Source organism: Mycoplasmopsis bovis PG45 (assembly GCF_000183385.1).
GTDB lineage: Bacteria > Bacillota_I > Bacilli_A > Mycoplasmatales > Metamycoplasmataceae > Mycoplasmopsis > Mycoplasmopsis bovis.
In genome coordinates this window covers 348816-375781 of the sequence record NC_014760.1, presented here as the reverse complement: position 1 = coordinate 375781, position 26966 = coordinate 348816, and the positions used below count along the sequence as shown (strand labels likewise).

20 protein-coding genes are annotated in these 26966 nt (G+C 29.4%); 14 read left to right on the top strand and 6 right to left on the bottom strand.

Annotated elements, in window-relative coordinates; translation table 4 throughout:
- Positions 1-29: 29 nt before the first annotated feature.
- Both MBOVPG45_RS01650 and MBOVPG45_RS01645 read left to right on the top strand, forming a co-directional pair.
- A complete protein-coding gene (locus MBOVPG45_RS01650) occupies positions 30-1463 on the top strand; it encodes a transposase (protein ID WP_013455919.1) in 1434 nt (477 codons plus the stop codon).
- 21 nt (positions 1464-1484) lie between these two features.
- Positions 1485-3056, top strand: a complete 1572-nt coding sequence (locus MBOVPG45_RS01645; protein WP_013456014.1) for a glycosyltransferase family 2 protein — start codon at positions 1485-1487, stop codon at positions 3054-3056.
- 63 nt (positions 3057-3119) lie between these two features.
- Here MBOVPG45_RS01645 and argS read toward each other — a convergent pair whose 3' ends face one another.
- From argS to MBOVPG45_RS01620, 5 genes are all read right to left on the bottom strand, one after another.
- The gene (argS, locus tag MBOVPG45_RS01640) at positions 3120-4739 is read right to left on the bottom strand and encodes an arginine--tRNA ligase (protein WP_013455937.1); all 1620 of its coding nucleotides are present in this window, start codon (positions 4737-4739) and stop codon (positions 3120-3122) included.
- Positions 4740-4851: 112 nt separating this feature from the next.
- Positions 4852-6096 carry an AEC family transporter gene (locus tag MBOVPG45_RS01635; RefSeq protein ID WP_013456628.1) on the bottom strand — a complete coding sequence of 415 codons (1245 nt, stop codon included), beginning with the start codon at positions 6094-6096 and terminating at the stop codon, positions 4852-4854.
- 230 nt (positions 6097-6326) lie between these two features.
- Entirely contained in the window at positions 6327-7298 is a 972-nt protein-coding gene (locus MBOVPG45_RS01630; protein ID WP_013456271.1) for a lactate/malate family dehydrogenase, read from the bottom strand.
- 206 nt (positions 7299-7504) lie between these two features.
- Entirely contained in the window at positions 7505-7741 is a 237-nt protein-coding gene (locus MBOVPG45_RS01625; protein WP_004023902.1) for a biotin/lipoyl-containing protein, read from the bottom strand.
- 269 nt (positions 7742-8010) lie between these two features.
- Entirely contained in the window at positions 8011-9039 is a 1029-nt protein-coding gene (locus MBOVPG45_RS01620; protein ID WP_080551570.1) for an IS30-like element ISMbov1 family transposase, read from the bottom strand.
- Between the two features lie 552 nt (positions 9040-9591).
- On the opposite strand from MBOVPG45_RS01620, the gene MBOVPG45_RS01615 reads away from it, so the two are divergent.
- From MBOVPG45_RS01615 to MBOVPG45_RS01570, 10 genes are all read left to right on the top strand, one after another.
- Positions 9592-10566, top strand: a complete 975-nt coding sequence (locus MBOVPG45_RS01615) for a phosphate acyltransferase (protein ID WP_013455941.1) — start codon at positions 9592-9594, stop codon at positions 10564-10566.
- A gap of 19 nt (positions 10567-10585) precedes the next feature.
- Positions 10586-11788, top strand: coding sequence for an acetate/propionate family kinase (locus MBOVPG45_RS01610; RefSeq protein WP_013456414.1), 1203 nt, complete (start codon positions 10586-10588; stop codon positions 11786-11788).
- Between the two features lie 8 nt (positions 11789-11796).
- Positions 11797-12702 carry an MAG4940 family membrane protein gene (locus MBOVPG45_RS01605; RefSeq protein ID WP_013456504.1) on the top strand — a complete coding sequence of 302 codons (906 nt, stop codon included), beginning with the start codon at positions 11797-11799 and terminating at the stop codon, positions 12700-12702.
- A gap of 56 nt (positions 12703-12758) precedes the next feature.
- Entirely contained in the window at positions 12759-14996 is a 2238-nt protein-coding gene (locus MBOVPG45_RS01600) for an MSC_0775 family lipoprotein (protein WP_013456239.1), read from the top strand.
- Positions 14997-15295: 299 nt separating this feature from the next.
- Positions 15296-16762 carry a hexose phosphate transporter gene (locus tag MBOVPG45_RS01595; RefSeq protein ID WP_013456325.1) on the top strand — a complete coding sequence of 489 codons (1467 nt, stop codon included), beginning with the start codon at positions 15296-15298 and terminating at the stop codon, positions 16760-16762.
- Between the two features lie 138 nt (positions 16763-16900).
- Entirely contained in the window at positions 16901-17737 is an 837-nt protein-coding gene (locus MBOVPG45_RS01590) for an HAD hydrolase family protein (RefSeq protein ID WP_013456368.1), read from the top strand.
- Position 17738: 1 nt separating this feature from the next.
- Entirely contained in the window at positions 17739-18575 is an 837-nt protein-coding gene (locus MBOVPG45_RS01585; protein WP_013456304.1) for a deoxyribonuclease IV, read from the top strand.
- A 31-nt stretch (positions 18576-18606) separates the two neighbouring features.
- Complete coding sequence (locus MBOVPG45_RS01580) at positions 18607-20313, top strand: membrane protein (RefSeq protein WP_013456592.1); 1707 nt, start codon at positions 18607-18609, stop codon at positions 20311-20313.
- 14 nt (positions 20314-20327) lie between these two features.
- Positions 20328-20669, top strand: a complete 342-nt coding sequence (locus MBOVPG45_RS01575) for a YbbN family protein (RefSeq protein WP_013456450.1) — start codon at positions 20328-20330, stop codon at positions 20667-20669.
- 5 nt (positions 20670-20674) lie between these two features.
- A complete protein-coding gene (locus MBOVPG45_RS01570) occupies positions 20675-22390 on the top strand; it encodes a GIY-YIG nuclease family protein (RefSeq protein ID WP_013456570.1) in 1716 nt (571 codons plus the stop codon).
- A 19-nt stretch (positions 22391-22409) separates the two neighbouring features.
- On the opposite strand, the gene MBOVPG45_RS01565 is transcribed toward MBOVPG45_RS01570, so the two are convergent.
- Entirely contained in the window at positions 22410-22814 is a 405-nt protein-coding gene (locus MBOVPG45_RS01565) for an MAGa5490 family lipoprotein (RefSeq protein ID WP_013456440.1), read from the bottom strand.
- 405 nt (positions 22815-23219) lie between these two features.
- Here MBOVPG45_RS01565 and MBOVPG45_RS01560 point away from each other — a divergent pair, with 405 nt between their 5' ends.
- Both MBOVPG45_RS01560 and MBOVPG45_RS01555 read left to right on the top strand, forming a co-directional pair.
- A complete protein-coding gene (locus MBOVPG45_RS01560) occupies positions 23220-24653 on the top strand; it encodes a transposase (RefSeq protein ID WP_013455919.1) in 1434 nt (477 codons plus the stop codon).
- 108 nt (positions 24654-24761) lie between these two features.
- Positions 24762-26948, top strand: coding sequence for a P68 family surface lipoprotein (locus MBOVPG45_RS01555; RefSeq protein ID WP_013456252.1), 2187 nt, complete (start codon positions 24762-24764; stop codon positions 26946-26948).
- Positions 26949-26966 lie beyond the last annotated feature (18 nt).

The window sequence follows — 26966 nt, the reverse complement described above, 5'->3', positions numbered from 1 at the left end:
TAATGCTATATATTTAGGAGAATTTGAAAATGGCAATTCCAGTTGAAATAAGACAAGTTGAAAGACCTAAAAACACAGTTGTAAAGAATTACTTTGGAAAATTTAAAGTTGTAAAAAGAACCAGCAAATATGTGAATGGAAAAGCAATTCCAAAAGATTTGGCAATTGTTGGCGAAATAGTAGATTACAAATTTGTTCCTTTTGAAACACCTATCCCAGTAGGTACAAGATCTAAGAAAAATCAAGAAAAAACAGATATAAAAGACTATGGTAACATAGCAATTTTTACAAAAAATAGCAATGATATTTTGGAAAAATTACTAACACATTTTGATTCATCAACAGCTTACAAATTATATGTAATTGCTATTCTTAGATGTGCCTATCCAAAAGCCGTTAATCGTGATTTAAAGTTTTACTATGAAACTTCATTTATGTCTGAATTATTTAAAAAGGTTGGTTTATCTGAATCATTATTACCAGACTTCTTTGAAAAAACTGGTAGAGCATATTCAAATATACATAACTTCATGTTAGATAGAATAAATGAGTTTAAAGGTAGAGTGCAAATTATTGATGGCACACTTAAATCTTATAATTCAGATGAAGTAACTTTTTCTCAATGATCAAGAAAAGGCAAGGTTAAAGGTAGCAAAGATTTTACCTTACTTTACACTTGTGTCTTATATACCAAAGAGCCAATTTATCACAGACCATACCAAGGAAATATGCTGGATTCGACTATTTTTGAGGACTTTTTGGAAAATGTGCCTAGCACTGGCGAAATATTAGTTGCTGATAAAGGCTTTAGAACTAAAGCAATTACAGAGCTTTTAGAACAGAATAAAAATGTTAAGTATCTTTTGCCATTAAAGAGAAATACAACATTAATTAGAGAAGAAAAACTTGATGAAAACTTGACTCCTGTGAAAATTAAAGATAAGCAATTACTAGGGTCTAAAAAGCAAATAAATGGAAAGTTTTTTTATCTATTTAAAGACTTAGAAATAGCTGGCAAAGAAAGTGTTGGAAACTATCAAAAACATCTAAAAAGAAATACATTTAACATTGATGAATTCAATAAAAATAATCAATTTTTTGGTGTCATTGTTTTTGAATCCAATGTTGACCTTTCATTAGAGGATGTATACACACTATATGATCAAAGATGAGAAATTGAAGAAATGTTTAACTTTTACAAAAATATTTTGGAACTATCAAAAACAAGAGTTCATTCAGAAATGAAAGTTTACACAACAGAGTTTATAAACTACTTGTCACTAATAATTGCGACAAAAGTTAAGAACAATTTTATAAGACTAAATCTTCATCAAAACTACTCATTCAGACAGATTATAGAATATTTGAGAAGTTACAAAGTTGAAGTAATAAATAATACAGAATGAAAAAAACGCAAGGTGTTGAAATATGTTCAAGACCTTGCGGAATTGTTAGAAATATAGCATTACACTAAAACTTTTTTAATGAAAAAGAAACAAAGCGTTTTTATATTTGTATTAATCATTTGACTAATACTATCATCTGCAATAATAGTGCCATTAATTTTTAAATTCATTAACCTGTTTAGTGCAGAAAATACTTATCCATTGGCAGTCAAAATTATAATTGTTATCATGCTATCGGTAAATGCGTTAATATTTTGTTTCTTTTGATTAAAGTCAACAAAAAATATGGTTTTCTCATTAGTGTTCTTGTTTGGACGGAAAAAGTTAGCTCAAAAATTTGAACCAATAATTAATTCTGAATTAACTGATGAATTTAAGAATAAAAAGGTTGTGCTTCTCTATTGTACTTGTGATGATTTTCATGAAGAATCGTTATCAAAATCAATGATGCAACACTGGAATAACTATGAAACAGTCATTTTGGATGATAGTAAGAGTAACAAATATATTGAAAAGGTAAACGAATTTGCTAATAAACACAATCTTAAAGTTGTAAGAAGAGAGAACAAAGAAGGTTTTAAGGCTGGCAACTTGAATAATTTTTTAAAACACAATGATGACTTTGACTATTTTGTTGTTTTAGATAGCGATGAAGTTATTCCGGCAGACTTTATATCACAGTCGCTTAAGTATTTCCAGTTTGATGAAAAAATTGGTGCATTGCAGGCTTACCATTTAAATAAAAAAGGCAAAAATCTTTTCCAATACCTAATGTCTATTTCAGCTAATACGCAGTCGTTAGATCATCATTACATGAGACAGCTTTATGGCGAAAATTCTTTGTTAGGTCATGGTATGATAATTAGAAAAGATGTATATCGTGAAACTAATGGCTTTCCTCAGATTTTGGTTGAAGATACATCAATGAGTGCTGAAATTAAATCAATAGGTTATGATATAGTTTATGCTCCTAATATTGTCTGCTATGAAGACTTTCCAAATGATTATATAGCCTTAAAGAAAAGGCAATGTCGCTGAACTGCAGGTAATGTGCAGTATATAAAAAAATATGCGAAGAAAAATAGAAAATCGAAATATAGATGATTTGAAAGAATAGATCTAATACTAAATCACTATTCATTGCCACTAATTCCTGTTTTTGCCTTACTTTTCTTAATAAACTTTTTAATTATTGGCTTTCTAGGCTTTACAGTAAGCACTAAAGAATTAACCTTTGCAATCATTTGAATGGTCTTCCTGCTTGGCTCATTATTACTTAGTGCAATTAATCTTGCCAAGAGCAAAAATATTCTTTTAGCTTTGCCTGTGTTTATATTGACAACAATAGTTTATACCGCAATGAATACATCATTTGTTCTTTCCGTATTTAATGGACTGCTTAATAAAAAAATAAAATTCATAGTTACTCCCAAAGAGTCTGTAAAAATCCCTTTCAAATACATAATTATTCACTCAATTGTTCCATTTTTATTTGGAGCTGCAACATTAGTATTGACATACTTTTCGTGAGGAACTGTGGTGCCGACATTAATCGTTTCTATTCCTTGTTTGCTTTTTCCTTTTGCTATGACTTTCTCTAATATTTCAATGACTAAAAGAGTAGCAAACAAAAGCAAAAGGCAAATTTAAAAGCACAAAAAAAGTAAGCACTATTCATTTGAATAAGTTTGCTTACTTTTTTTATTATGACTTTTACATTGATGTTGGTGCCGAAACTTCTAAAAGTTTTAGTCCATTTTCTATTGTAATACTTACAGCTTTAACTAAAGCAATTTGGCTTTGTTCATTATCGCTACCAATAAGCTTTGGGCTGTTTGTATATCATGAATTAAATTCTTTCGCTAATTTAACTAAATATTGCGTTAATAAATGCGTTGCATATTTATCAGCTGATTTCTCAATTACTAATGGAAATTCTAATAACTTTGTAATTAGATTGTTATCACTTTGCTTATCATATGATATAGCGCTTAAATTACTTGTATCTACACTAGCTTTTTTAATTAAGGAGTGACATCTTGCATTAGCATATTGAACCAATATTGCTGGATTATCATTACTTTGACTAGTAGCTAAATCAATATCAAAATCTAATTTTGAATTAAGAGTTCTATCTAAAAGTAAAAATCTTGCTGAATCTTTGCCAACCATCTTAACAAATTCACTCAAAAAGAAGCTTGTACCTTTTCTTTTTGACATTTTAAACTCTTCGCCATTTTTTATTAGTCTGACTAACTGCATACATAAGACAACTAAATTATTATCATTAAGACCTAAATCCCTAACTGCGCACTGCATTCTTTTAACATATCCAGAGTGATCAGCGCCTCAGACATTAATAATAGTTGCATCTTTGCCCATTCTTCTATACTTGTCTTGATGATAAACTATATCAGGCAAAAAGTATGTATATGAGCCATCACTTTTAACTAAAACTCTATCTTTATCATCGCCGTGAATTGTTGTTTTTAGTCACAAAGCGCCATCACTTTCATATGCATTCTTTAAATTTTTAATTGTTTCTTTTATTTTCGCGCCATCATTTTCATATAGTGATTTTTCACTAAAATATGTATCAAATTTAACACCAAAATTTGCCAAATCCTCCTGTATTTTAGCCATAAAAATACTAATTGCTTCTTCTTTAACTAACTTAATTAATTCTGTATCTAGTTCACAATCTTTATACTTATCTTTATACTTTTCATAAAACTTTTGAGCACCTCAAATAATATCTTCACCTTTATATGATTCTTCAGGCATTTGAAAGTCTGGATAAAAAATTTGTTTATATCTAGCTCATAAACTATTGGCTAATACATTTATTTGATTGCCAGCATCATTTATGTAATACTCCCTATTGACGCTATAGCCTGCAAATTCTAAAATATTTGCAATCGTACTTCCAACGGCCGCATTCCGTGCGTGACCTACATGTAAAAAACCTGTAGGATTGGCAGAAATAAATTCAACATTTACTTTGCCTAACTTATTCCCTTTTCCATAATTTGAGCCTAAGTGTAAAATCTGATTTACCCCCGAGACTAAATAATCATCACCAATGCTAAAGTTTATAAATCCTGGATTAGCAACTGTCATATTCTTAATTCCAAACTCACCAGCGTCAATCATACTAATGATTTTTCTAGCTAATTCCATTGGGTTTAAATTTGAATTGCCTAAAGCCATATTAGTACTAAGATCACCATGTTTTTTTGATTCTGTTAAAAAAACATTTCTTTGAATGCCTAAATCAGAAGCAATCTCTCTAAGTTTATTTTCTAATTTTTCTTTTAGATCTAGCTTATTCATAGTAATTAACATTTTATATTATTTATTTTGCTTTTGGTTCCATAATAAAAAGAAATAACTTACAAATATAAGTTATTCCTTAAAAATGTATTGCTTTACTTATGATATCAAATTAAGCAACAATAGAGCTTAATACTGGTCCAAATGTTGAGTATGAAATAATCAATCATAATGGCAAGAAAATAAGTGCTAGTAATGTTGTTAATGATGATACTTGTGCAATATATACAGTGTATTTATTGTCATTAGCTGCCGAGTATATTAATATAACACCAGCTGGTGGGGTTGCAGCAAGAAGCACAATTAATGTACCGATACCAGCAGCCACTTCAGGTGTAAGAGCTTTTCCATAAACAAAGCCAGCAAAAACACCATAGCTTACTAAAAGAACAACTAATGGAACTGTGATCATTCTACGTGCAGATGTAATTAAAACATCTTTGTCCTTAATAGCTTTTCTGATGCTTCCAGTGGCAAGTGAGCCACCAATAACTAACCATGAAATTGGAGAAACTAAACCGGTGCCTATTTGCATAGTTTTGTATAATGCAGGTAAAGCGGTTGGGAATGCACCTCAAAATGTCATCCCTGTCCCGTCTGTTGACACTTTATAAACGCCAACAAATTTAGTATCTAATCCAGGTATAAATTGTAATGCTCAAAGCAAGAGTGATATAAATAAAGCAATTATAATTGGATTCAAAGCCAATATCTTAAATGCTTTTCCTACAGTTTTCTTAGTATTTTTTTGCTCTGAGAAGAACATAGGAACATGGCCAAAAGCACCAATAAGATATGGTACACACCACACTTGTAAAAGAGCCTTTGTGAACACTGGAAAAATAACACCGTCCGATAATGAATGTACTAATGGAAGCGCAAAAAATTGCAATGATCCATAGATAAGCATAAATTGACTCGTCATAAGCTTCATCATATAGTCATCAATCAATTCAGCTTTTATATCTGCTAAGTTATTTTTAGAATCATCTGTTGCATTTGCATTATTTCATGCATAAACTTCTTCTGCTTTTCTGTTAATTCGTGATGAAACGAATTTTGGAGCTAATTTAACTAATAAATACGAAAGTAAAGTAAATAGAATATAGAAAACTAAGCTTGAACCTAGCACAATGCCTACAGCAGCAGCATCTTCTTTGCTAGCTCCTTGCATAAACGCAGTAAACACCATAAATGGTAGAAAGAAGTTAAGAACCATTTTAGATAATCTACCATTCATCTCTTTTGTTACTATTTTTGCCCTAGTAGCGGCAAAACCAATTGCAACAAAGACAATGGTAGAAATAACAGCCCCTCACATTCCCTGCGTTGTAATTACTTTTATAAAATTGTCCATTTTTGAGCCCTCCACTATCTGTCAAGAGTTCTAAAATTATTTTTTATAAAGGTAATACATAAAAGAACAATTATCCTTATTTTTTAAGACTTAAATACTTAAAGTGATAAAGAAAAGGTAAAGGGTAAATAAAGTACCCCCCCCATCACAAAGAAAGAAAGAAATACATTAATTGGAAAAAGATGGAGGGGGATACTTAAATACTCATTAATTATTTGAACTAATAAATGTTATTCAAATTTAACGTCAACACCAATTGACTTAAGAATGTCTGTGTGAACCTTAGCAACTGCTTCAGTTGAAGCTTCAAATTTTGTTCATTCTTCTTTTGTTAAACTTGGTTTGAATGGTAAGTATTCGTATCCATTTTCACCGATAATTACAGGAATTGATACATAAATACCTGCGTGTTTATAGCCTTCAGGAATTTTAACACCTAAATTCATCACAGTACGTCTATTATCTAAAATTGCTTTTGTAATTTCAAATAATGATGTTGCAATACCAAATTGTGTATTACCTTTACGTGATCAAATGTAGAATGCTTCAGCAATAACTTGTTTAAGAACTTCTTCGTAGTCTTCCTTAGTAATCTTGCCTGATTCTACTAATCCTTCTAAAGTTGTTTCACCAACTTTAACAGTTGATCAAGCTATCATAGCTGTAGCGCCATGTTCACCTAATACAGATGCTCTAATTGCATCAGGTGATGTTTTGAATTTTGCGGCAAGCATTTTCTTCAATCTACCAGTTTCTAAGTTTGTACCTGCAGAAATAACTCTGTTAGCTGGAATTTTGCTTCCATAATGTACAGCAGCAGCCATAACGTCACATGGGTTAGCAGCTACTACAACAATGCCTTTGAAACCAGCAGCATCTAAATCTTTAGCAAAGCTTTGCATTAATTTAGCATTTGCACCTGCTAAAGCCATACGGTCTGAGAATGTCTTGTCAGCTGGAATTGATGCTGTAATAACAACAACATCAGCATCCTTAGAATCTTCTAATAATGTACCTGGTCTAAATGTTGAACCATTTCTTGGCATCAATGAAACCATATCTTCAAAGTCGTGAGCGTGCGCTTCAGCGATTTGAACATTTTTATCAACTAATACTCATTCAGCTTCAAGCCCTCTTGCTACTGATGTATTGATGTATGTAAATCCAACATTACCTAGTCCAACTACAATAATTTTTTTCATAAACTCGTCCTTTGTAAATTAATAAGTATTAATTAAATATGCTTTAAAAACACATTTTTAATACTAATTTTATTTTACTAAATATACCGACCATAAATTCAAAATGTAAAATATTCCATAATATTCTCTATTATTTTTGGACTAAAAACAATTAAAAAATTCAAGACCCTGTTTGCCTTGAATTTTTCTGTATTGCTAATTTGAAATTAGTTTGTTTCAATGTGAAAAATTTCTTCACCAACATGAATTTCTTGACCAGCAGAAATTAAAATTTTAACAATTTTGCCTGATACTGGAGCAGGAATTTCTGTTGTCATTTTGTCAGTTTCAACTGAGAATAAGTCTTGACCTTCTTTAACTTCTTGACCTTCAGTAACAAAAACGTCAACAACTGTTCCTTCGTGAAGACCTTCACCAACGTCTGTAAATTGCATTTTAAACATATTAATTCCTCCTTACTATTTAAAAATCCATGATATCTGAATTAGGGATATCTTGTAGACTATTATTTATATTATAAATTATTTATGTTCTTAAAATTATATATGGTTTTATAAATTCTTAAATTAAAAAGCACCTAATTTGAGTATTGAAAAAATAATACCAATTTTTGGTTGTTCTGACAAGAAAATGGCCTAAAGCATAAAAAAAGAATAAAGAAAAGATACTTTTGAGTACTCAAAAGTGCAAAATTTTGTGTTGATGTTAATTTTTATTGCATTTGCTTAGCACATTTAAAGCCTGAGACACCTTTATAAATTCTTGGATGTGAATTTATAAAATCGGCTATTGGTTTTAGATCTTGACCAACATATTTATCTATAGATTTTCCCTTTGGAATGTATCTTCTTAAAAGCCTGTGAGCATTTTCAATGCTACCTTTTTCTGATGATGAATAAGGATGACAATGGAAAATTTCTTTGATTGATTCTATCTCTGGAAGTTTGTAATTTTCACTTCCATTATCAATAGTTAATGTGTCAATAACAAGATTATTGTCCTTAATCAATTTCTCCAAATTTTCTTTTATTGCTTTTGCATTTCTTCTAGAGAGCGTGCAATAAAACATTCTAGATTTTCTGTTGATTAATGTAAGAATGCAATAATTGTCAGATCTTAAACCAATTACAGTGTCCATTTCATAATCATTGTCATTTAGCCTTAAATTAACTGATTCTGGACGTTCAGTAATAAGTTTGCCTATTGTTTTCTTCTTTGTCTCATGCTTTACTGTTGTTCTACTTCCATATTTACCGTTTGATTTATATGGAAGAATATCTAATTTTAGACCAAAAGCACTATGTTTAGCCAATATACGGTAAAAGTTTTGAACTGATGGAATATATGAATTTTGAAGCTTTCCCTGTGCTTCTAGTTCTCTTATGTATTTAAAAATAATGCTTGCCACAGACTGTTTAACAGCTTTACTATCTAAGTTAAAACTATTTCTATTCTTCAAATAAAAGTACAGTAACTGTTTGTAAAACTTAAAAATCTCAATGTATTTCATAAGCAATTTAGAATTGTTTTCTAATCTTTTTGAATCATGTCTTGTTTCAATTAAATTCAAAAATTTGAGAGCACTAATTACATATATTGTTTTGCCTTTTAAGTCCATACCACACAATTTACATTTCTTTTGATATTTAGCATAGCCACGCTTTGTTTCAATTGTAATTCTGTCAAATAAGTTATAAATTGATCTTGATTTAAACCCCACAATATTAGAAACAGTTTTCATATCATAGCCTGCAATTAGCCTTTCAAGAATTTCTTTAAGTCTCAACGGGCTAATGTTATTTTTATTGGTTTTGTGATTTGACTTGGTCAATATTTCATCTCAATTCGTTTCATCAATTACATAATGTACATAATTAAACTTGTACTTGCCGTGCACATTTAATTTCTTTTTAAGCAAGCATAGGTCAGTTGAATAACTAGTATTTTTGTCATTGCTAATCATATATAATGTAAAAGCCTTTCTTTTTTAATTTAGATACTCAAATTTTAACAAAAGGCAACAAAAAGCGCCGCAAGTTAACTTGTGGTGCTTTTTGCTTTGTTAATGAATAATTATATATGGTTTGCTAATGTATGCATAAAAGCATTCATTGTTTTGATCTAAAACCATATATTTTGTTACAAAAAAAGTTAATTTTAAAACTAAAAATTTCTAAAGCAAGGGAAATTTTTCCACACACTGTTTTAAGTCTGTTATATAAGCGAATATAATTGTAATAGGGTCTTTATTTTTTAATATACTTTTTAAACAATTATTATAGAGGGAGAAACTATGCACACTACTTCGAAATTTAGTGCTTATATTAGCTCTTTGCTAAAAGAGAAATGTCAAAAACAAATTTTGTCAGTTTTGTTTATTGATGGTGATGACAAAAGAGCCCGTGAAGCTGCTTTATATTTTAAGAAAAATAATTTAGCAAAGCCAATTATGCTTTTGGAAAATGAATCTCAAGTTGTTGATGATGGCCTAGAAAACATTATTTTAAGCAAGGAAGAAGAGTCAATTAAGGCTTATGCTAATGAATTAGTTAAAATTCGTAATGGCAAAGAAGACTATGAAACTTGCTTAAAAAATATGCACACCAGACCTTACTATGGCGCTATGATGATTAAATTAAAGGATGTTGATAGTGCTGTTGGTGGCTTAATTTATTCAACTGCCGATATCTTACGTGCTGCTTTTAAATGCATTGGTGCAAAACCAGGAATTAAAACTATTTCTAGTGTTATAGTTATGCATAAAGATGATGAGCAACTTATTTTTACAGATCCATCAACAGTGCAAAAACCTAATGCAGAACAATTAGTTGACATTGCAACCAATGCAATTAGTTTTGCTAATATGATGAATATGAATAGTCTAGGGGCTTTTTTGACTTATTCAACCAATAACTCAGGCAAAGGTGAAAATCCTGACTTAGTTAGAGAAGCTGCAAAAATTGCCACTGAAAGAGGTTTAAATGTAATTAATGGTGAAATGCAATTTGATTCAGCCTATGACCTAAATGTAAGAAAAGCTAAGTTTCCTAGTGCAGTTCAAAAAGAAACTGGAGTATTTATTTTTCCAAACCTAGAAAGCTGTAATATAGGCTGCAAAATTGCTCAAAGAATGGGTAAATATGGTGCAGTTGGTGCAATATTACAAGGAATAAATGGGGCTATCAACGACTTTAGTCGCGGTGCAACTGTTGCAGATGTTATTGATGTAACATCAATTACTATTTTAAACGGATATACCTTTAAATAAGGCTTGATTGGATGATTATATGAATAACCAAATTAAAAAAATATTAGTTATTAATGCTGGTAGTAGTTCTTTAAAGTGGGCTTTATATGCTGACAAGGATTTAGAACTACTAGGCACTGGTATATGCGAACGTATTGCTTTAGATGGCAATTTGATTCTTAAAGATAAGGCTAATAAATATGAACACAAAGAAGGCTTGCCTAACCATTTAGTAGCTGTTGAAAAATTGCTCAAATATTGAAAAGAGCACAATTTTATTTCTGAATTAGATGAAATTGAAGCAATAGGCTTTAGAATCCCTTATGCTGGCTTTAAGTTCTTATCTCCAGTTTTTTACTCGCCTGAAGTTAGAGAAAGTATTGTAACATATGCAGAAAAATTTATTCCACTGCACACTCCGCCATTTTTAGCTACCCTAGACGGTTTCATTGAATACTTACCAAATGTGCCTAAAATAGTAGCTCAAGATACAGCTTTTCACACAGATATTCCTAAAATTAATAAGCAGTTTTCAATTAATAAAGAATGAGCAACTAGATATAACATTGAAAAATTTGGCTACCATGGCCTAAGTCATGATTATATTACTGGCAGAATGAAGCAAATTTTAGGTAAAGACAAGATTAATATTGTAGTCGCTCATTTAGGCTCAGGAAGCTCATTATGTGCTATTAAAGATGGCAAATCATTTGATATTTCAGTTGGATTTAGCTCAACTGATGGGCTTATGATGGGTACTAGATCAGGTGCAATAGATCCTGGAATAGTTGATTATTTAGTAAGAATAGAACATAAAGATCCCCAAGAAGTTTTTGATATGCTAGTTAAAAATTCAGGTTTATTAGGTGTTTCTGGAATTTCTAGTGACATTAGAGATTTACATAAACTTTCTAATGAAAATGAAGATGCTAAATTTGCAATTGAATTGTATGCTCAACGCGTAGTTGACTATATGGCTATGTATCTTAATAAGATTCACTATCCTGACGCTATAGTCTTTACTGCAGGCATGGGTGAAAATGATGCAGTTCTAAGAAAAATGATTATTGATAAAGTTAAGTCATATAAATTATTTTTAGATGAAGAAAGCAATTTAGCTAACTATGAAGACTATATGCTTATTTCCTCGCAAGAATCTGAAATACCAATTTATAAAATGCGGACAAATGAGGAAATAGTTATTGCTAAATATGTTAAAGAACTAGTTAATTCACATAACTAAGGAACAAAATGACAAATTTACCCGGATCGGCTTTAAGAAAGTTTTGAAATCCAACTGCTTTTGCATTTGAATTTCTTACTGTGCTTTTTTTAGTGTTTTTTGTGTTTACTTGAATGTTTTTGTCTTTTTTGTCTAAAAAGAACAAAAGCAAAATATTTTTATCAGTTGGTTATACCATTGCAACTGCCTTAGCATTTTTCTTGCCATGAGCATTTGCAAGTATAGGATCAAAATTACCTGTTTATCCTATGCTTAACCCATTAGTTGTTATTTTTCAAAGCTTTCTTCGTGGCTTTGGAAAAACAGGTCAGGTAGTTGGTGATAATAATTTAATTGGTTCACCATTATGACAAGGTATGCCTTATATTTTTGGGGCACAAATATTAGGTGGTTTTGCTGGATTTGCCTTATTTATAGGCTTATTTTACTCATTCAAAGCTATGTTCAAAACTAACGTTGACTATGAATGATTAAAATCATTTAAGCTATCAAATTTATTTGCTAAAGAGCAACATTCAACTTTAGGCAAGTTTAGCGCAAAAGAAGCATTATTTATTACAATGCTTATAGCTTTATTACCTTTTAGCGCAATGATAGATACAACCAACTATCAACTAAATCATTTCCAAATAAAATTAATTGAGTTGCTTGTAGTAGGAATTATTATTTTTATAAGCTCATACTTTGACTTTTTCGCATTCCATTTAATTTTTCCATTAATCGAATTAGTCGTTAAAACAGCCTTATTGGTGAAAAGCAACAATGAAAATAAAAATGAAAATCTAAAAGCATACTTACAATCTTTATATAGATTTTTAATTGTTTTAGCTCTAACAATTATTATTCCAATTATAATTGCATTTATTGCAATTGGAATTAAGAGTAAAACAGGTGTTATTATTTCAGTGTCATAAATAGAGATATTTTTGGCATTTTTTTATACTTTATTAACTTATTTATAGGGATATTTATGAAATCTAGAAAAATCAAAGCATTATTTATTTCACAAGCAGTTGGCTTTAGTGCATTAATTCCAGTTTTATCTGCAAGATGTAATGATCCTAAAAATAATTCTGAAGTTATCATATATCAACGTAATGCTAATTCTGATAAAACGACTGAACAATTTGAAAAATATAATCAAGTTAACTTACTTTCAAATATAAAAGATTACTTTGATAAACATGAACATTTAAATTTAATATCATATAAGGGAGGGGGCAAGCCTGAGACAGTTGAATATAGTTTAATGATGCAAAACAACTATATGAGTAAGTACATCAATTTTGATACTGAAGCTTTCAAGGCAATTGTTAAAAAAGAACTAAAACTAAGCGACAAGTTGCTAAGTAGGCTTAAATTCTCATATGACTATAACAACGTTACACGTGACCCAGGAAATAATTATGATGTTCTATTCAAGGTTAAAGTTGGCCTTCCGCTAGAATCAAATGACAAAAGCAAATATGAAAGTGGCTTATACAGCCAACAAATCATAGACTTTAGAATCAAAAATGTAAAAGTCAAAGATAATGATAAACCTTTTGCTGATGCATTGAAGCCTTATGATCAAAAAATTCAAGCTTTAACTAGTCAAGACTTTGAAGTCAAGCTAGAAAATATTGATGATGAATTAAAACAAGCTATTACAAAATATGGCATTCATCAACTAAGTTCGAAGCAGTATGAAAAGTTATTAAAATTTTCTAGTGCTAAATTAGATGAAATATTAAAAGACAATGACAAAGAATTAGAAATACCTGTTGGTAGCAAAAAAGAAAAATATACGCTTAAATTCAATAAATTCATTGAAGATGTTGTGCTAAATGATGGCTCACTATCAAATGCTAAAGCAAAAATTAGAATTGCTGCTTCATTGTTTGACAGCAAGAAAAAGTCTACTGTTTGAGAATCAGGAAAAACAGTTTATGGCTTATTTACAGTACCTAAAGAGCAAAAATTAATTAGCGACTTGCAGTTAGCTGAATTAATTGATGTACACACAATTGGTAACATTGAGCACAATAGTGATCTGTCAACTTTAACAAAAGGCAACTTATTTATTAACGTAAAAGATGCAAATATTGAAAAAGTTGAAATTGATAAAATTACAACTCAAGACTTTAGAAATGCAACTGTTACTTTAAATGTTAAACTTAAAAACTCGCAGGAATTAGTTAAAGTTGAAAAACATCTTGGTGTAGGTAGATACTCATTGCTTTTTGATAAACAATTTACAAAACAAAATATTAAAGCTCCTGCTTTTGCTACTGAAGGAATAACAACTAAAAACTTACCAAGTATTGATAAAACCTTTTTTGGTCACTATAATTCACAACTATTTTCAGGCGGATATGCTTCAGCAAGAGCTTTCTATGCTGATAATGTAGTTGAGCCCAAATATGTGCACATTGGTGAAGACTATATTGCACCAGATTTTCAACCAGTCTTGGCTCCTTATGACGGACAAATTGTTGCTGCTTATGAACTTACAACTAAGGTGGTGGCTACTGGTGTTGGTACTGTTGTTGTTATTAAAATTCCTGTTGCTAATTTAGATTGAAGTCCAAAAGAAAAAGAAATCTATCTTAATGGCAACAATGAACATATTTATATGTCATTCTTGCACTTAGATGCCGGTAAAACCTTAAATAACACTAGTTTAGGCTGACAATCAGAAACAGTAACATTGGGCAAGAGAACAATTAAGGTTGTCCCAACTGTGTCTGCTGATACACCTACTGAGGTCAAAAAAGGCCAAATTATAGGCTTTTTGGGAACTCAGGACACTAATGGTGGATGAATGGCACATGCCCATGTTAACTTATACACAAACAGAAATTTCTGACTTTCTCCAAATCATTTTAACAAGGAATCAAAACAATCAAACATTGACAAAAGAGTTAAGGAGTATAAAAAAACTGATAAGAATAAAAAAATAACATACAGAATTGTCGGCAATGCTGGTGTTGAAGTTTTTTTAAACCCTAAAGCCGTTCATGAAGTAGATCCAAAAACTGGTCTTTTACTAAAAGATGGAAAAGGAAAACCTAAAGCTTTAAAAGAACTTCGTACATATGTTGACAACATATCAATGCTAAGCAAGGAACAATCTAAAGGTTATGCAGATCCTAATCTTGTTTATAAATTAAGAGATTCAAAAACATTTGCTTTTGGTATAGAAGATTTATTTGAACTTAATAAATAATTAAAAATATATTTTTTGGCCACACAATTGTGTGGCTTTTTCATTTATACTCAAATTTGCCACCAAAAACAAGTTGTTTAGTTAAATCTAATACTAATATTTATATGGATATCTATGCAAATAGGCCTGTTTTAATATAAAATTGGTATAATAAATTCGCATATAACTTTGATTTGTATATATGCCGGTAATTGTTCATAGGATTAGTAAACATTAATTTATTTCTCTATATATTAACTTACTGAAAACCTTAACTATTATTAAATAAGTTTAATAATTATTTAATATGAAAGGATTCAATGAATCAAAAAATTCATGAATGATCTCAAAAGCATAAAGTAGCATATGGCTTTATCATTTGAGGTTTTATTTCATTTGCATACTTACTATTTATAGCTAACTGAGGATTCACGGTTGGGCTAGGCGGTAAGGGTTTCGTAAATGGAAAAGCTACCCCTGGATTTTTGGGACATTTTCAAATTGTTCCAGATGCAAGTTTCCAATTTAAAAATACAGCGGCAAACTGAGCCATAACCTTTGGTCGTGGTTTAGGTTCAGTAGCTGTTGCATTCCTATTAGCAAGAATATTCCACAAATGATCAACATTTATTGCGATTGCAATGTGTTTAGTTGGTGTTCCAGCTCAATTTATGCCTGGAAATGGTGGTGGATATGTAGGCTTTATTGTTCTAAGAACTATAATGGCAATTGGTGGTACAATGTTAATTATTCTAACTCAACCAGTTGTTGCTAACTTCTTTGGCCCAAAACAAAAAGCCTTGATTTCACAATTTGGAATTTGATTCTACCCATTAGGTACAATTATTTCAATTATTCCATTTGTTATTCTCGGTCAAAACGTTGAATCATTACAAAAAAACTGAGTTCTTGTATTCACAATTTTAGGTGCGCTATCAATTATTCCTTTAATTGTAATTGGAATATTTGGCACTAAATTTGATGCTCCTGTTAAATCAACAGATCCAAATGCACCTAAAGTTGCAAAAAGAAGTGGTTTTGCAATTCTTGGTGACTACCTAAAGAAAAAATCAACCTATGCATGAATTTTATTATATGGTGGTTGATTAGCTATTGCTGTATTCCCAACAGCACTAACACATGTTATCTGACCAAATATGGCTAATATACCAGCTGAGATATTACCACAACTACAAAAAATTGCTAAGATTTGACAAGTTATTTTCCTAGCTGCGGTCTTTGTTGGCCCTATCTCAATAGGTCTATGATCAAGATTCAATCTTAAGAGAAGATGATTTGTTGGTATGATTATCTCACTAGCTGTTCTATTCTTTGTTTTATCTACAATTGTCTTTGTTTATGGTGTTGCAAAAGACCAAGGTGCATATTTTGCAGCTAGTGAATTAGGTGCTTCAAGCGCTAAATATTATGTTGCATTAGTATTCTTATACATCTTTGGTTTCTTAACTGGTTTATGTACATGAGGTATCCAAGGCGTTATGCTTAACCTACCTCACGAATATGCTGACAGAGATCCAAAAACAATTGGTTGAATGTTTAGTTTAATTTGAGGTTTTGGCTACATCTTCTACACAATAATATTCATTATTATTTCTGTAGTTCCAATGAGCACAAGTATTTCAAAACCAACAGCAGCATTAATTCAAACAATTATAATTGTTGTAACAACACTAATTGCTCTTGGTGGCGTTGTTATGCTTAAAGAACCTCGTGATGATGCTAAGACTTTCCCATGACAAAAGTCAGTTGCAACAGAACAAAAATAGATTGTATTAACACAAAAAAATAGGCTTGTATTTAAGTCTATTTTTTAATTTATAGGCTAATTAGATTAAATTAATTGCTCTTATTTACACTATAAAATCAACAAGCAGTTGCCTAAATATTTTCTATATAATTGAATTATGAATATTGAAAACAATAAAACATATTTCATTGATCTAGATGGCACACTGTTTGATAAGAAAGTTGGAGATAGAATTAGTCATAAAAATCTCTCAGCAATGCTCTTAGTTAAAAATTTTGCCAATATAGTTATAAGTACTGGCAGAAGCTATTCTGATAAACATGTTATGCATACAATGCATAGGCTAGGCATAACAGATGCAATATGTTCTTCAGGCGCTGAAATATATATTGATAATGTCAGAAAATATGCTTTTTTTATCGATACTGAAATACTACCAATGATTGTTGATTTTGCCAGAAATAACAAATTAATGCTAGTTATTTTTGACCAAAACGGTGAATCAATTTACTTACAAAGATCTATAGAAAGATTTTTAATTAATTTCTTTGCTTCGTCTAAATTTCACATCATAAGCACATTCAAAAAATTAAATATTACAAACCATATCAACATTACAAAAATTGCCTTAGTTGTCAAAAATAAATTTACAGTTAATAAGGTTTTGGCCAAGTTAGATGCTCTTTTTGGCCAATACTGTAATTTTCACCTAGCCAGCGCAAACTATGTAATTGAAGTAACATCAATTAAAACAAACAAGGGATTAGCCACTTCACTTTATATGCAAGATAAGCAAATGGATCCCGAGGATACAGTTCACATCGGTGACTCTGATTCAGATTTTACAACCAGGCCATTTGTTGGACATTTAGTTGCAATGAAAAACGGCACTAGTAAACTCAAAAGTGCTGCTGATGAAATAGCTCCAAAAAGCAAAAATGGTGGAATTTGAAAATATTTTATTAACAAAGGCAAGAACAAAAAGGATAACTAAAATGATTAAACTAGGAAGTCACATTTCATTTAAGGCTCCCAATTATTTATTAGGTGCAGCTGCTGAATCAATTAATAATAATGCTAACTGTATGATGATCTATTTAGGTGCTCCTCAAACAACCAAAAGAGTATCTACAGAGAAATACAAGTATGATGAATATTTAGAAAAATATTCAAAATTAATCGCACCAAGTGATATTGTTGTTCATGCACCTTACATTGTCAATCCTTCTAGTGTAAGTAAAAATAAATTTGCAATTGATTTTTTGGTTCAAGAAATTGAAAAAATGAATTACATTGGAGCTAAATACCTGGTGCTTCATCCTGGATCATATACTTCCTTTTCAATTCAAGAATCATTAGATACATTTATTAATTCAATAAAGCAAATACTAAGCAGAACAAAAGATGTTGTTATATGTGTTGAAACTATGGCTGGAAAAGGCACTGAAGTAGGTATCAATTTTGACCAAATCAATTATTTTATACGCAAAATCAGAAGCGATAGATTTGCTGTGTGTTTAGATACGTGCCATGTTTTTGACTCAGGCTACGATATAAGAAAATATGATGAATTCAAAGCTGAAATTAATAAATATAATTTATTGCCACATATCAAGGTAATTCATTTAAATGATTCAAAAAATGACCTAGGTAATCATAAAGACAGGCACGCTAATATAGATAAAGGATATATAGGAATAGATACCCTTGCTAAATTTGTGCACGATTCTGACTTTGACAATATTCCTATTATTTTAGAAACTCCTTGAGTTGACAACAAGCCTATTTATGATCAAGAAATAAAAATGTTGCTTGAGTATAAAGCAAAATAATATTTTTAAATAACTAATATAATTTAATTCTATGAAAGCTAATTACAACAAAATCATTAATAAAATAGGTATAAGCAACATTGAAAATAATGATAGTGACAAACCATTGTATTTTGTAAAGCTCAATTTTGGAATTGAGCTATTGAAATTAATAGTTTTCTTATTCATTACTGCTTTTTTCATCTTGCTTCAGTACAATAACAATTTTATTGTTAAAAGCAATAAAACTGATATTTTAAGATTAATTTACCTATACACATTTGGTTTAACTTTTGGTGATTTAATGATTCTGTTTTTAATTGGCTTTTATTTAACCCTTATTCTCCACTGACTTAGTCCTTTTTTTAAGAATAAATACTTGCGTTGGTTTTATGTTCATCAAAAGGTTAATTATTTAACTCTTAAAAAACAAACTACTATTTTTATATGAACAAATTTATTGGTTATTGCAATAATTTATCATTCAGTTTTGCTCTTTTACCGTGTTGATTTACATACAACAATTATTTCCAAAAGCGAAATATTAGATGTATTTAAAAAAGGGTGAATTTACTCATTTACAAATGAAGGATCTATTTTAAAAGCTAAATTTAGTAAAGAATTACCTAATGCAAGTTTTAACATAGGGGCGTATGCTGATACATTGCTAAATTTGCCTGTTTTACTGACCTTTTCACCTTATTTATCATGAATAATAGCGTTTATTATTTTTAGCTTTTCATGACTAAAATTAATAACAATTTCCCCTAGAGAATACATAAAGAATTTAAGAAGATCTAAAAACACAATGCCAGCTATTCAAAAATTTATTTTAAAAAACAAGGTTGGGTTTTATTTAAGTTTGCAAACTAAAAAAATATTTGAGTTATATGCACTAATGGCGGATATTTTAAAAATTGAGATCTACAAAACTTCTTTATCAACTTTACATAAAAATATTAAAAACAATATAGAGTTAATTGTTGGCCACCAAAACTTTATTGAATTTATGTCTAAAAACAAAAGTAAGAAAGACTTAAATGCTTCATCGCAGGAAGAAGCATATGTTATAGAAGAAGTTGAAAAGACAAGTTTTGAACCTGATTTGTTAATTTCTGCAGTCAACCCTAATTCTCTTTTAATAAATGATGATTTAACTACTAATCAAAACAAAAATCTAAAGACTGAATTTAAATCATATTCTAGTGAATACAACATTCTAAATAATGAATTTTCTGAATCAGAAAATGCGCAAAATAGACCATTAATGCTGTTTTACAGCCATAATGAGAACAATACTATTTTCAATGTTAAATCTGAAAATATCGTAAATGACGAAACTGATTTAGATACTAATGCTGTTACAAAAACAAATAATCCTAATTTTAACATTGACACAGTTGAAACTATTGTTGATGATAACTTCTTGAATGATACTTGTTCTTTAGATGTTTCAAGTATGCATGAAACAGAAAATAAAAATTTAAATGATACTAATATAAATTCTAATATTGAACCTAACTTTTTAGTAAATACAACAGAAGTTATGTATAAAGATAACGACTTAGAATCTTATGAAACAATTGAATTAGATAAATTCGATGCTAATTCTCAAGTATTCAATGATGATTTAATATTTGACTTTAATTTTGAAAATAATACTAAGAATCATTCTAATAATGTCCATAGTAAGCAAACATATTCTAGCTCAAATGATTACAATTTATGAATAAGCCCAATTCTTTCGGATAACAAATAAATTAAAGGATCTTTATGAAAAAAATGCTTTGAAAAGATGCTCAGAATCTTTATGAAAATCACAAATATGCTAATCATATTTTTTTCATATTATTTGTTTTGGATAATGATCTGAACAGTAGATTAATGAAAGAAATTGTCCATAAGGTTGAAAAACATTTTGATGGCTATAATGGCATAATTTTTATAGAAGTGGATGCAATTGAAGCTGAACTATATCAAGTGCCAAATAACAAATTTCAAGTGTTGCAAACTCCAACATTTTGCATAATTAAAAACAAAAACATTTATAATGCTGGGCATAATTTGTATCCTAAAGAAATAATTATTGATTGATTACAAGAGGCTATAAATTAGGTATTATGGACAAAAATGAAATTATTTTAATGCTAAAAAATGTGTCTACTAGTCCTGGTGTTTATCTATGAAAAGATGCTAAACAAAATGTCTTGTATGTTGGTAAAGCAAAGAATTTACGCAAGAGAATGCTTCAGTATTTTGACGGCGCTATTAATTCATATAAAACTAATAAGTTAGTCTCACTTATATATGATTTTGATGTTTATATCTGTAAAACAAATAAAGAGGCATTGCTTTTAGAAAAAGCAATGATTGACAGATATAATCCTGAATTTAACATTTTGCTTTTGGATGATAGAAAATATCCGTATTTAAAAGTTCAGCTTCTAAAAGATTCATTACTTATAAATTTATCTAGAAAAGTTAATGCAAAAGATAGTAAAAACACATTTTACTATGGTCCTTTTCCTTCTGGTTATGGAGCTAAACCAATTTTAAAACTTTTGCAACATGAAACCTTATACGAAAATGGCTTGTTAATAAAAAACAAAGACTATAACTTTTGGATTAATCAGTTTAATAAAATTAAAGAAATTTTAAGTTTCAAAAACAATAATTATATTAATGAACTAACTAACAAAATGCATCAAGCAGCCAATAATATGCAATTTGAACTTGCATTATTTTTGCGTGATGGCTTAACATATTTAAAAAAGTTAAAAGAAAGTCAAATTATAGAGCTAAGTCAATATAAAAATATTGACGTATTTGCTTATAAAACAGACGAAAAATTAATTTTTGCTACAGTTTTGTTCTATCGCTATGGAATATTAATCAACAAGGTTAATTTAACAATTCCACTAGGTTTAAGTGTTGATGAATCACTTAGAGTTTTCTTTGAACAATTCTATGAGGATAAAATACTGCCAGATAATTTAATTGTACAGGAAGAACTTTTAAACTTTGATCTAAACCTATCAAGTGAATATAAATTTATTAGTCCCAAAATAGGAACTAATAAAAAAGTTTTAGACCTTGCTATTTTGAATCTAAATGATTACTATGAAAAAGAACATTTAGTAATAAAAAATCAGTTAGACAAAGCTAGTAATATGCTTGATTCCTTAAATAAATATTTAAATTTGCCAAAATTAAAAAACATTGTTGTTTTTGACAACTCAAATATTAATAACATTAATCCTGTCGGAGTTGCAATTGTTTATACTAATGGAATTAAAAACAAAAGCTTATATAGAAAATTTAATTTAGAAGCTTTAAATGAGCGCAGTGCTGATGTTGAATATATTAAGCAATCAATTTCTAAATTTTTTAGTAGCAACAAAAACACTAAAGATTATGACTTAGTTATAGCTGATGGCGGTATACAACAAGTTAATGAAGCTAAAAAAACGCTTAAAACGCTTAATATAAACATCCCTGTTATTGGATTAGTAAAAAATGAGTTTCACAAAACCAAAGCCTTAATTGACCTAGATATGAATGAAATTCATATTAATGACTTAGAACTATACAACTACTTAGTTCAAATTCAAGTTGAAGTTGACCGGTTTGCAAAGTCGCACTTTAGAAACAGACAAAAAATTAGTTCACTAGAAGGCAAACTAAGAAACATAAAAGGACTAGGTCCAAATATGGAACAAAATCTTTTAAATCACTTTAAAAGCTATGCAAAAATCTATGACGCTTCAGTTGAAGAATTATCAAAAATAGTTCCACTTAATATTGCCAAAAGCATTAAAAATAAGGATTATGAGTAAAAATCAATAGGGTGCTTTCCTATTGATTTTTGTTTAAATCTTTCTCTCAAAATTCAGGTCTAATTTTTTCATCATCGCTAATGCTCTTATTATTTAAAACTGCATCATATCACATACTATATGTTTTATTTGCGTTAGTTAAAAATAAGTTCATTGTAGCAAAGGCCTGATTAGCATATGGATTTTGTGGAGCTTTCTCTCTTCTGCTCTTTAATCAAGTTTTAAATGCATTATAACTACGATTATATTCGTCTCATTTACTATCTTTAATAACTGGTCTAGTTATTTCAAAGTCATCTATAACTTTGAGATTTTTTAGGTACTGCTTGTATTCCTTATCAGAAACAAAACAACCTATGGATGAAATTGTAATTAATGGCGCAATTGAAGCAATTGACAAAAGCAAAAATCTAGTTTTTTTCATAATATTTTAAAACCTAATATTAATGTATGAAGATTTAAGAATTTGGGAATTAACTATAAATAATCAATCTAAATCTTATTAATAGATATTTAATTATAAATTAATTATTTAATTAAACACTTAATAAGTTTAAATTGCCATAAAATTGCCTTTTTTATCTTTTATTTATGAGCTATTTGCCTGCTATCAAATTAATAGTAAGTTTAAATTATAAAAGTTATACCCCATAATACTATACAAAATGTCGCATTTTGAACAATGTAGACATTTTTTTATTTATTTTTCTGACAAAGACTTAAAAAATGCTGCTAATGTCATCATAAAAAAATTAATTTTATTTATTTCTCTATTTAAATTTTGTGTTATAATATAGTTATAATGCTATATATTTAGGAGAATTTGAAAATGGCAATTCCAGTTGAAATAAGACAAGTTGAAAGACCTAAAAACACAGTTGTAAAGAATTACTTTGGAAAATTTAAAGTTGTAAAAAGAACCAGCAAATATGTGAATGGAAAAGCAATTCCAAAAGATTTGGCAATTGTTGGCGAAATAGTAGATTACAAATTTGTTCCTTTTGAAACACCTATCCCAGTAGGTACAAGATCTAAGAAAAATCAAGAAAAAACAGATATAAAAGACTATGGTAACATAGCAATTTTTACAAAAAATAGCAATGATATTTTGGAAAAATTACTAACACATTTTGATTCATCAACAGCTTACAAATTATATGTAATTGCTATTCTTAGATGTGCCTATCCAAAAGCCGTTAATCGTGATTTAAAGTTTTACTATGAAACTTCATTTATGTCTGAATTATTTAAAAAGGTTGGTTTATCTGAATCATTATTACCAGACTTCTTTGAAAAAACTGGTAGAGCATATTCAAATATACATAACTTCATGTTAGATAGAATAAATGAGTTTAAAGGTAGAGTGCAAATTATTGATGGCACACTTAAATCTTATAATTCAGATGAAGTAACTTTTTCTCAATGATCAAGAAAAGGCAAGGTTAAAGGTAGCAAAGATTTTACCTTACTTTACACTTGTGTCTTATATACCAAAGAGCCAATTTATCACAGACCATACCAAGGAAATATGCTGGATTCGACTATTTTTGAGGACTTTTTGGAAAATGTGCCTAGCACTGGCGAAATATTAGTTGCTGATAAAGGCTTTAGAACTAAAGCAATTACAGAGCTTTTAGAACAGAATAAAAATGTTAAGTATCTTTTGCCATTAAAGAGAAATACAACATTAATTAGAGAAGAAAAACTTGATGAAAACTTGACTCCTGTGAAAATTAAAGATAAGCAATTACTAGGGTCTAAAAAGCAAATAAATGGAAAGTTTTTTTATCTATTTAAAGACTTAGAAATAGCTGGCAAAGAAAGTGTTGGAAACTATCAAAAACATCTAAAAAGAAATACATTTAACATTGATGAATTCAATAAAAATAATCAATTTTTTGGTGTCATTGTTTTTGAATCCAATGTTGACCTTTCATTAGAGGATGTATACACACTATATGATCAAAGATGAGAAATTGAAGAAATGTTTAACTTTTACAAAAATATTTTGGAACTATCAAAAACAAGAGTTCATTCAGAAATGAAAGTTTACACAACAGAGTTTATAAACTACTTGTCACTAATAATTGCGACAAAAGTTAAGAACAATTTTATAAGACTAAATCTTCATCAAAACTACTCATTCAGACAGATTATAGAATATTTGAGAAGTTACAAAGTTGAAGTAATAAATAATACAGAATGAAAAAAACGCAAGGTGTTGAAATATGTTCAAGACCTTGCGGAATTGTTAGAAATATAGCATTACACTAAAACTTTTTTATTAAATAGTAAAATGTAAATACAATGTGAAATTGTAATTAATAATTACAATATGGCGCATTGCACATAAAATATTTAAGGACATATTATGAGTAAGAAAAATAAATTAATGATTGGGCTTTCATCTACTGCTATCCCGCTTTTAGCAGCAGTGTCTGCTAAGTGTGGTGGAACTGTAAATTATGAAGATCTAGGAAAAGATGCAAAAAAAATATCACTTGGTGTTAGCTTTTCATCTGGTCAGCCACAATGAAATACTATGGCTTCATTAATAAAATATTATAATGAGGCTCACAAAAATGATAAACACTTTTTACCTGTAGAACTAAAACACTTAGGTTCAGGTTACCCTGAAGGTGAAAACACAGTCATCACCGAATTAAAAGCAAAAAGAAATGAAGTTGTTAATTTAGCTTTTAACTATGGTTCACTGGCTTCTAGATTAGCTTCATCTGAAATGCGTGACTTATACAAAATGGATAAAGTTCTAAACTTTGAAGATAATGATAAAGATATAAGTGTTGATTTAAAGAACATTAACGAGCAATTTGCAAGAGCAAATTCAAACACCGAAAATCTACCTAATAATGGTACATTTATGATTCCAATGTTAAAGTCAATCCAAGTTATGTCTGCTAACGCGCCAGTATTACAATACATCTTTAAAACTTTCAAGGATAAAGGTGCTAAATTTGATGAATCGTTTGAAAACTCAACAAAATACAAAGAAATTATTGAAAATGGTAAGGGCGACGAGGACGAAGTAAAAAAATTGTGAGGTGAATTTGAAAGTTCACAAGAAAGCGCCGTTAAAAGTTTAACAATAAGTAGTAGTACATTCGAAAATCTTGAGGAACTTTTAACTTTTGCTAACATAGCGCAAAAAAGTTTTAAAAACTCAGCAGCCAAGAACTCTAGATTACATATCTTAGGTGTTGATGACGTTTCGGGATTAATTCAATCACTGCCATATGCAATGATTAATGCAGATGCTAATGACTTTTTCATCCAGACTGGTCTTGTTAAGAATAAAACAACAGTAAATTACAAAAAAATTAAAGACAAAAACAACAAGTCAGTTAAAGCACTTTCAGAAATTTACAACAAATTCAAAGACTCTCTAATTGCCAAATCGCTTACATTATTAGCTGGTGGTGAATATACATCTTCATACCAAACAAAACACGAATATGCTTTTGGTATTGGATCAACTGCTGGATATAGACATAACTATATTCCAGACAAAGCTAAAAAAGTTGTTTTCACACTTAAAGATACTGCTGTTAGTGGCGAAAAAGATACAGAATTTAAAAATGTAATTAAAAAGACAAAAAAAGGCATTGACCAATTGCTTGTTATTTCAAAAGGCCATGCTAATAAAGTTTATAAATCAACAGTCGATATAGATAAACTTGATGATAAGGAAAAAGGCTCATTAAAATACAGTTATAAATCTCTTGACTCTGCAACAGACAGTAAAATGTATGAGATACTCAAGAAAATAACGAATACTGATGCAAAAGCAAAAAATAATAACCAATGACTATTATTCTTAAGAGAAGATAATGAAAGCGATATTAAAGCAGCTAAAGGAAAAGGCGCTGAAGAAGTTGGAACCGTTATTGAAACTAAGATAAGTGGAGCATCTAAGTATAAAATTTTCTTCTTAAATGATGAAAGTTTATTAAATAGAAAAGAACTTTCATCAAAAGGAACACTTCAAGAAAATGAATTAATAGTATTTGCTGTGCCTGGTAAATGAAATAAACATAATGAAAAGAGAGTTATTTATTCACAAGGTCCTTCACTTATTGGTATAAGTAGAGGTGCAAAACCTGATAGAGCCGCTAAAAATTTTGCTAAGTTCCTTACTTCTCTGGACAAAATAGATATTACACTTAGCAAGTATGACAAAGATATGAAAAAGACCGAAGATAGTGAAGACAAACCCTACAAACAAGTTACTCCTGCACAATTTATTAGTGATGCTGCTTCATATGTATTCCCTGTAAAAGGTTTTGAAAATACTGACACATCTAAGATCACAAATAAGTACATTGTTCATACATATAACGAATTAAAAGAAGCTGTAACAAATAAAAATGTTGTTATATATGAAGAACCAGCTGGATTCCACTCATCATCATTTAGAGAAAGCTTAGGTTCAGCATTTAAATCAGCATATCTAAAAGCTAAAAATGATCAACCACTAGAAGATTTCGATAAAGAAATTATTGGATCAATTATTGCATCAAGCAGTCAAATTCTTAAATAAGAATCTAAATCAATTTGT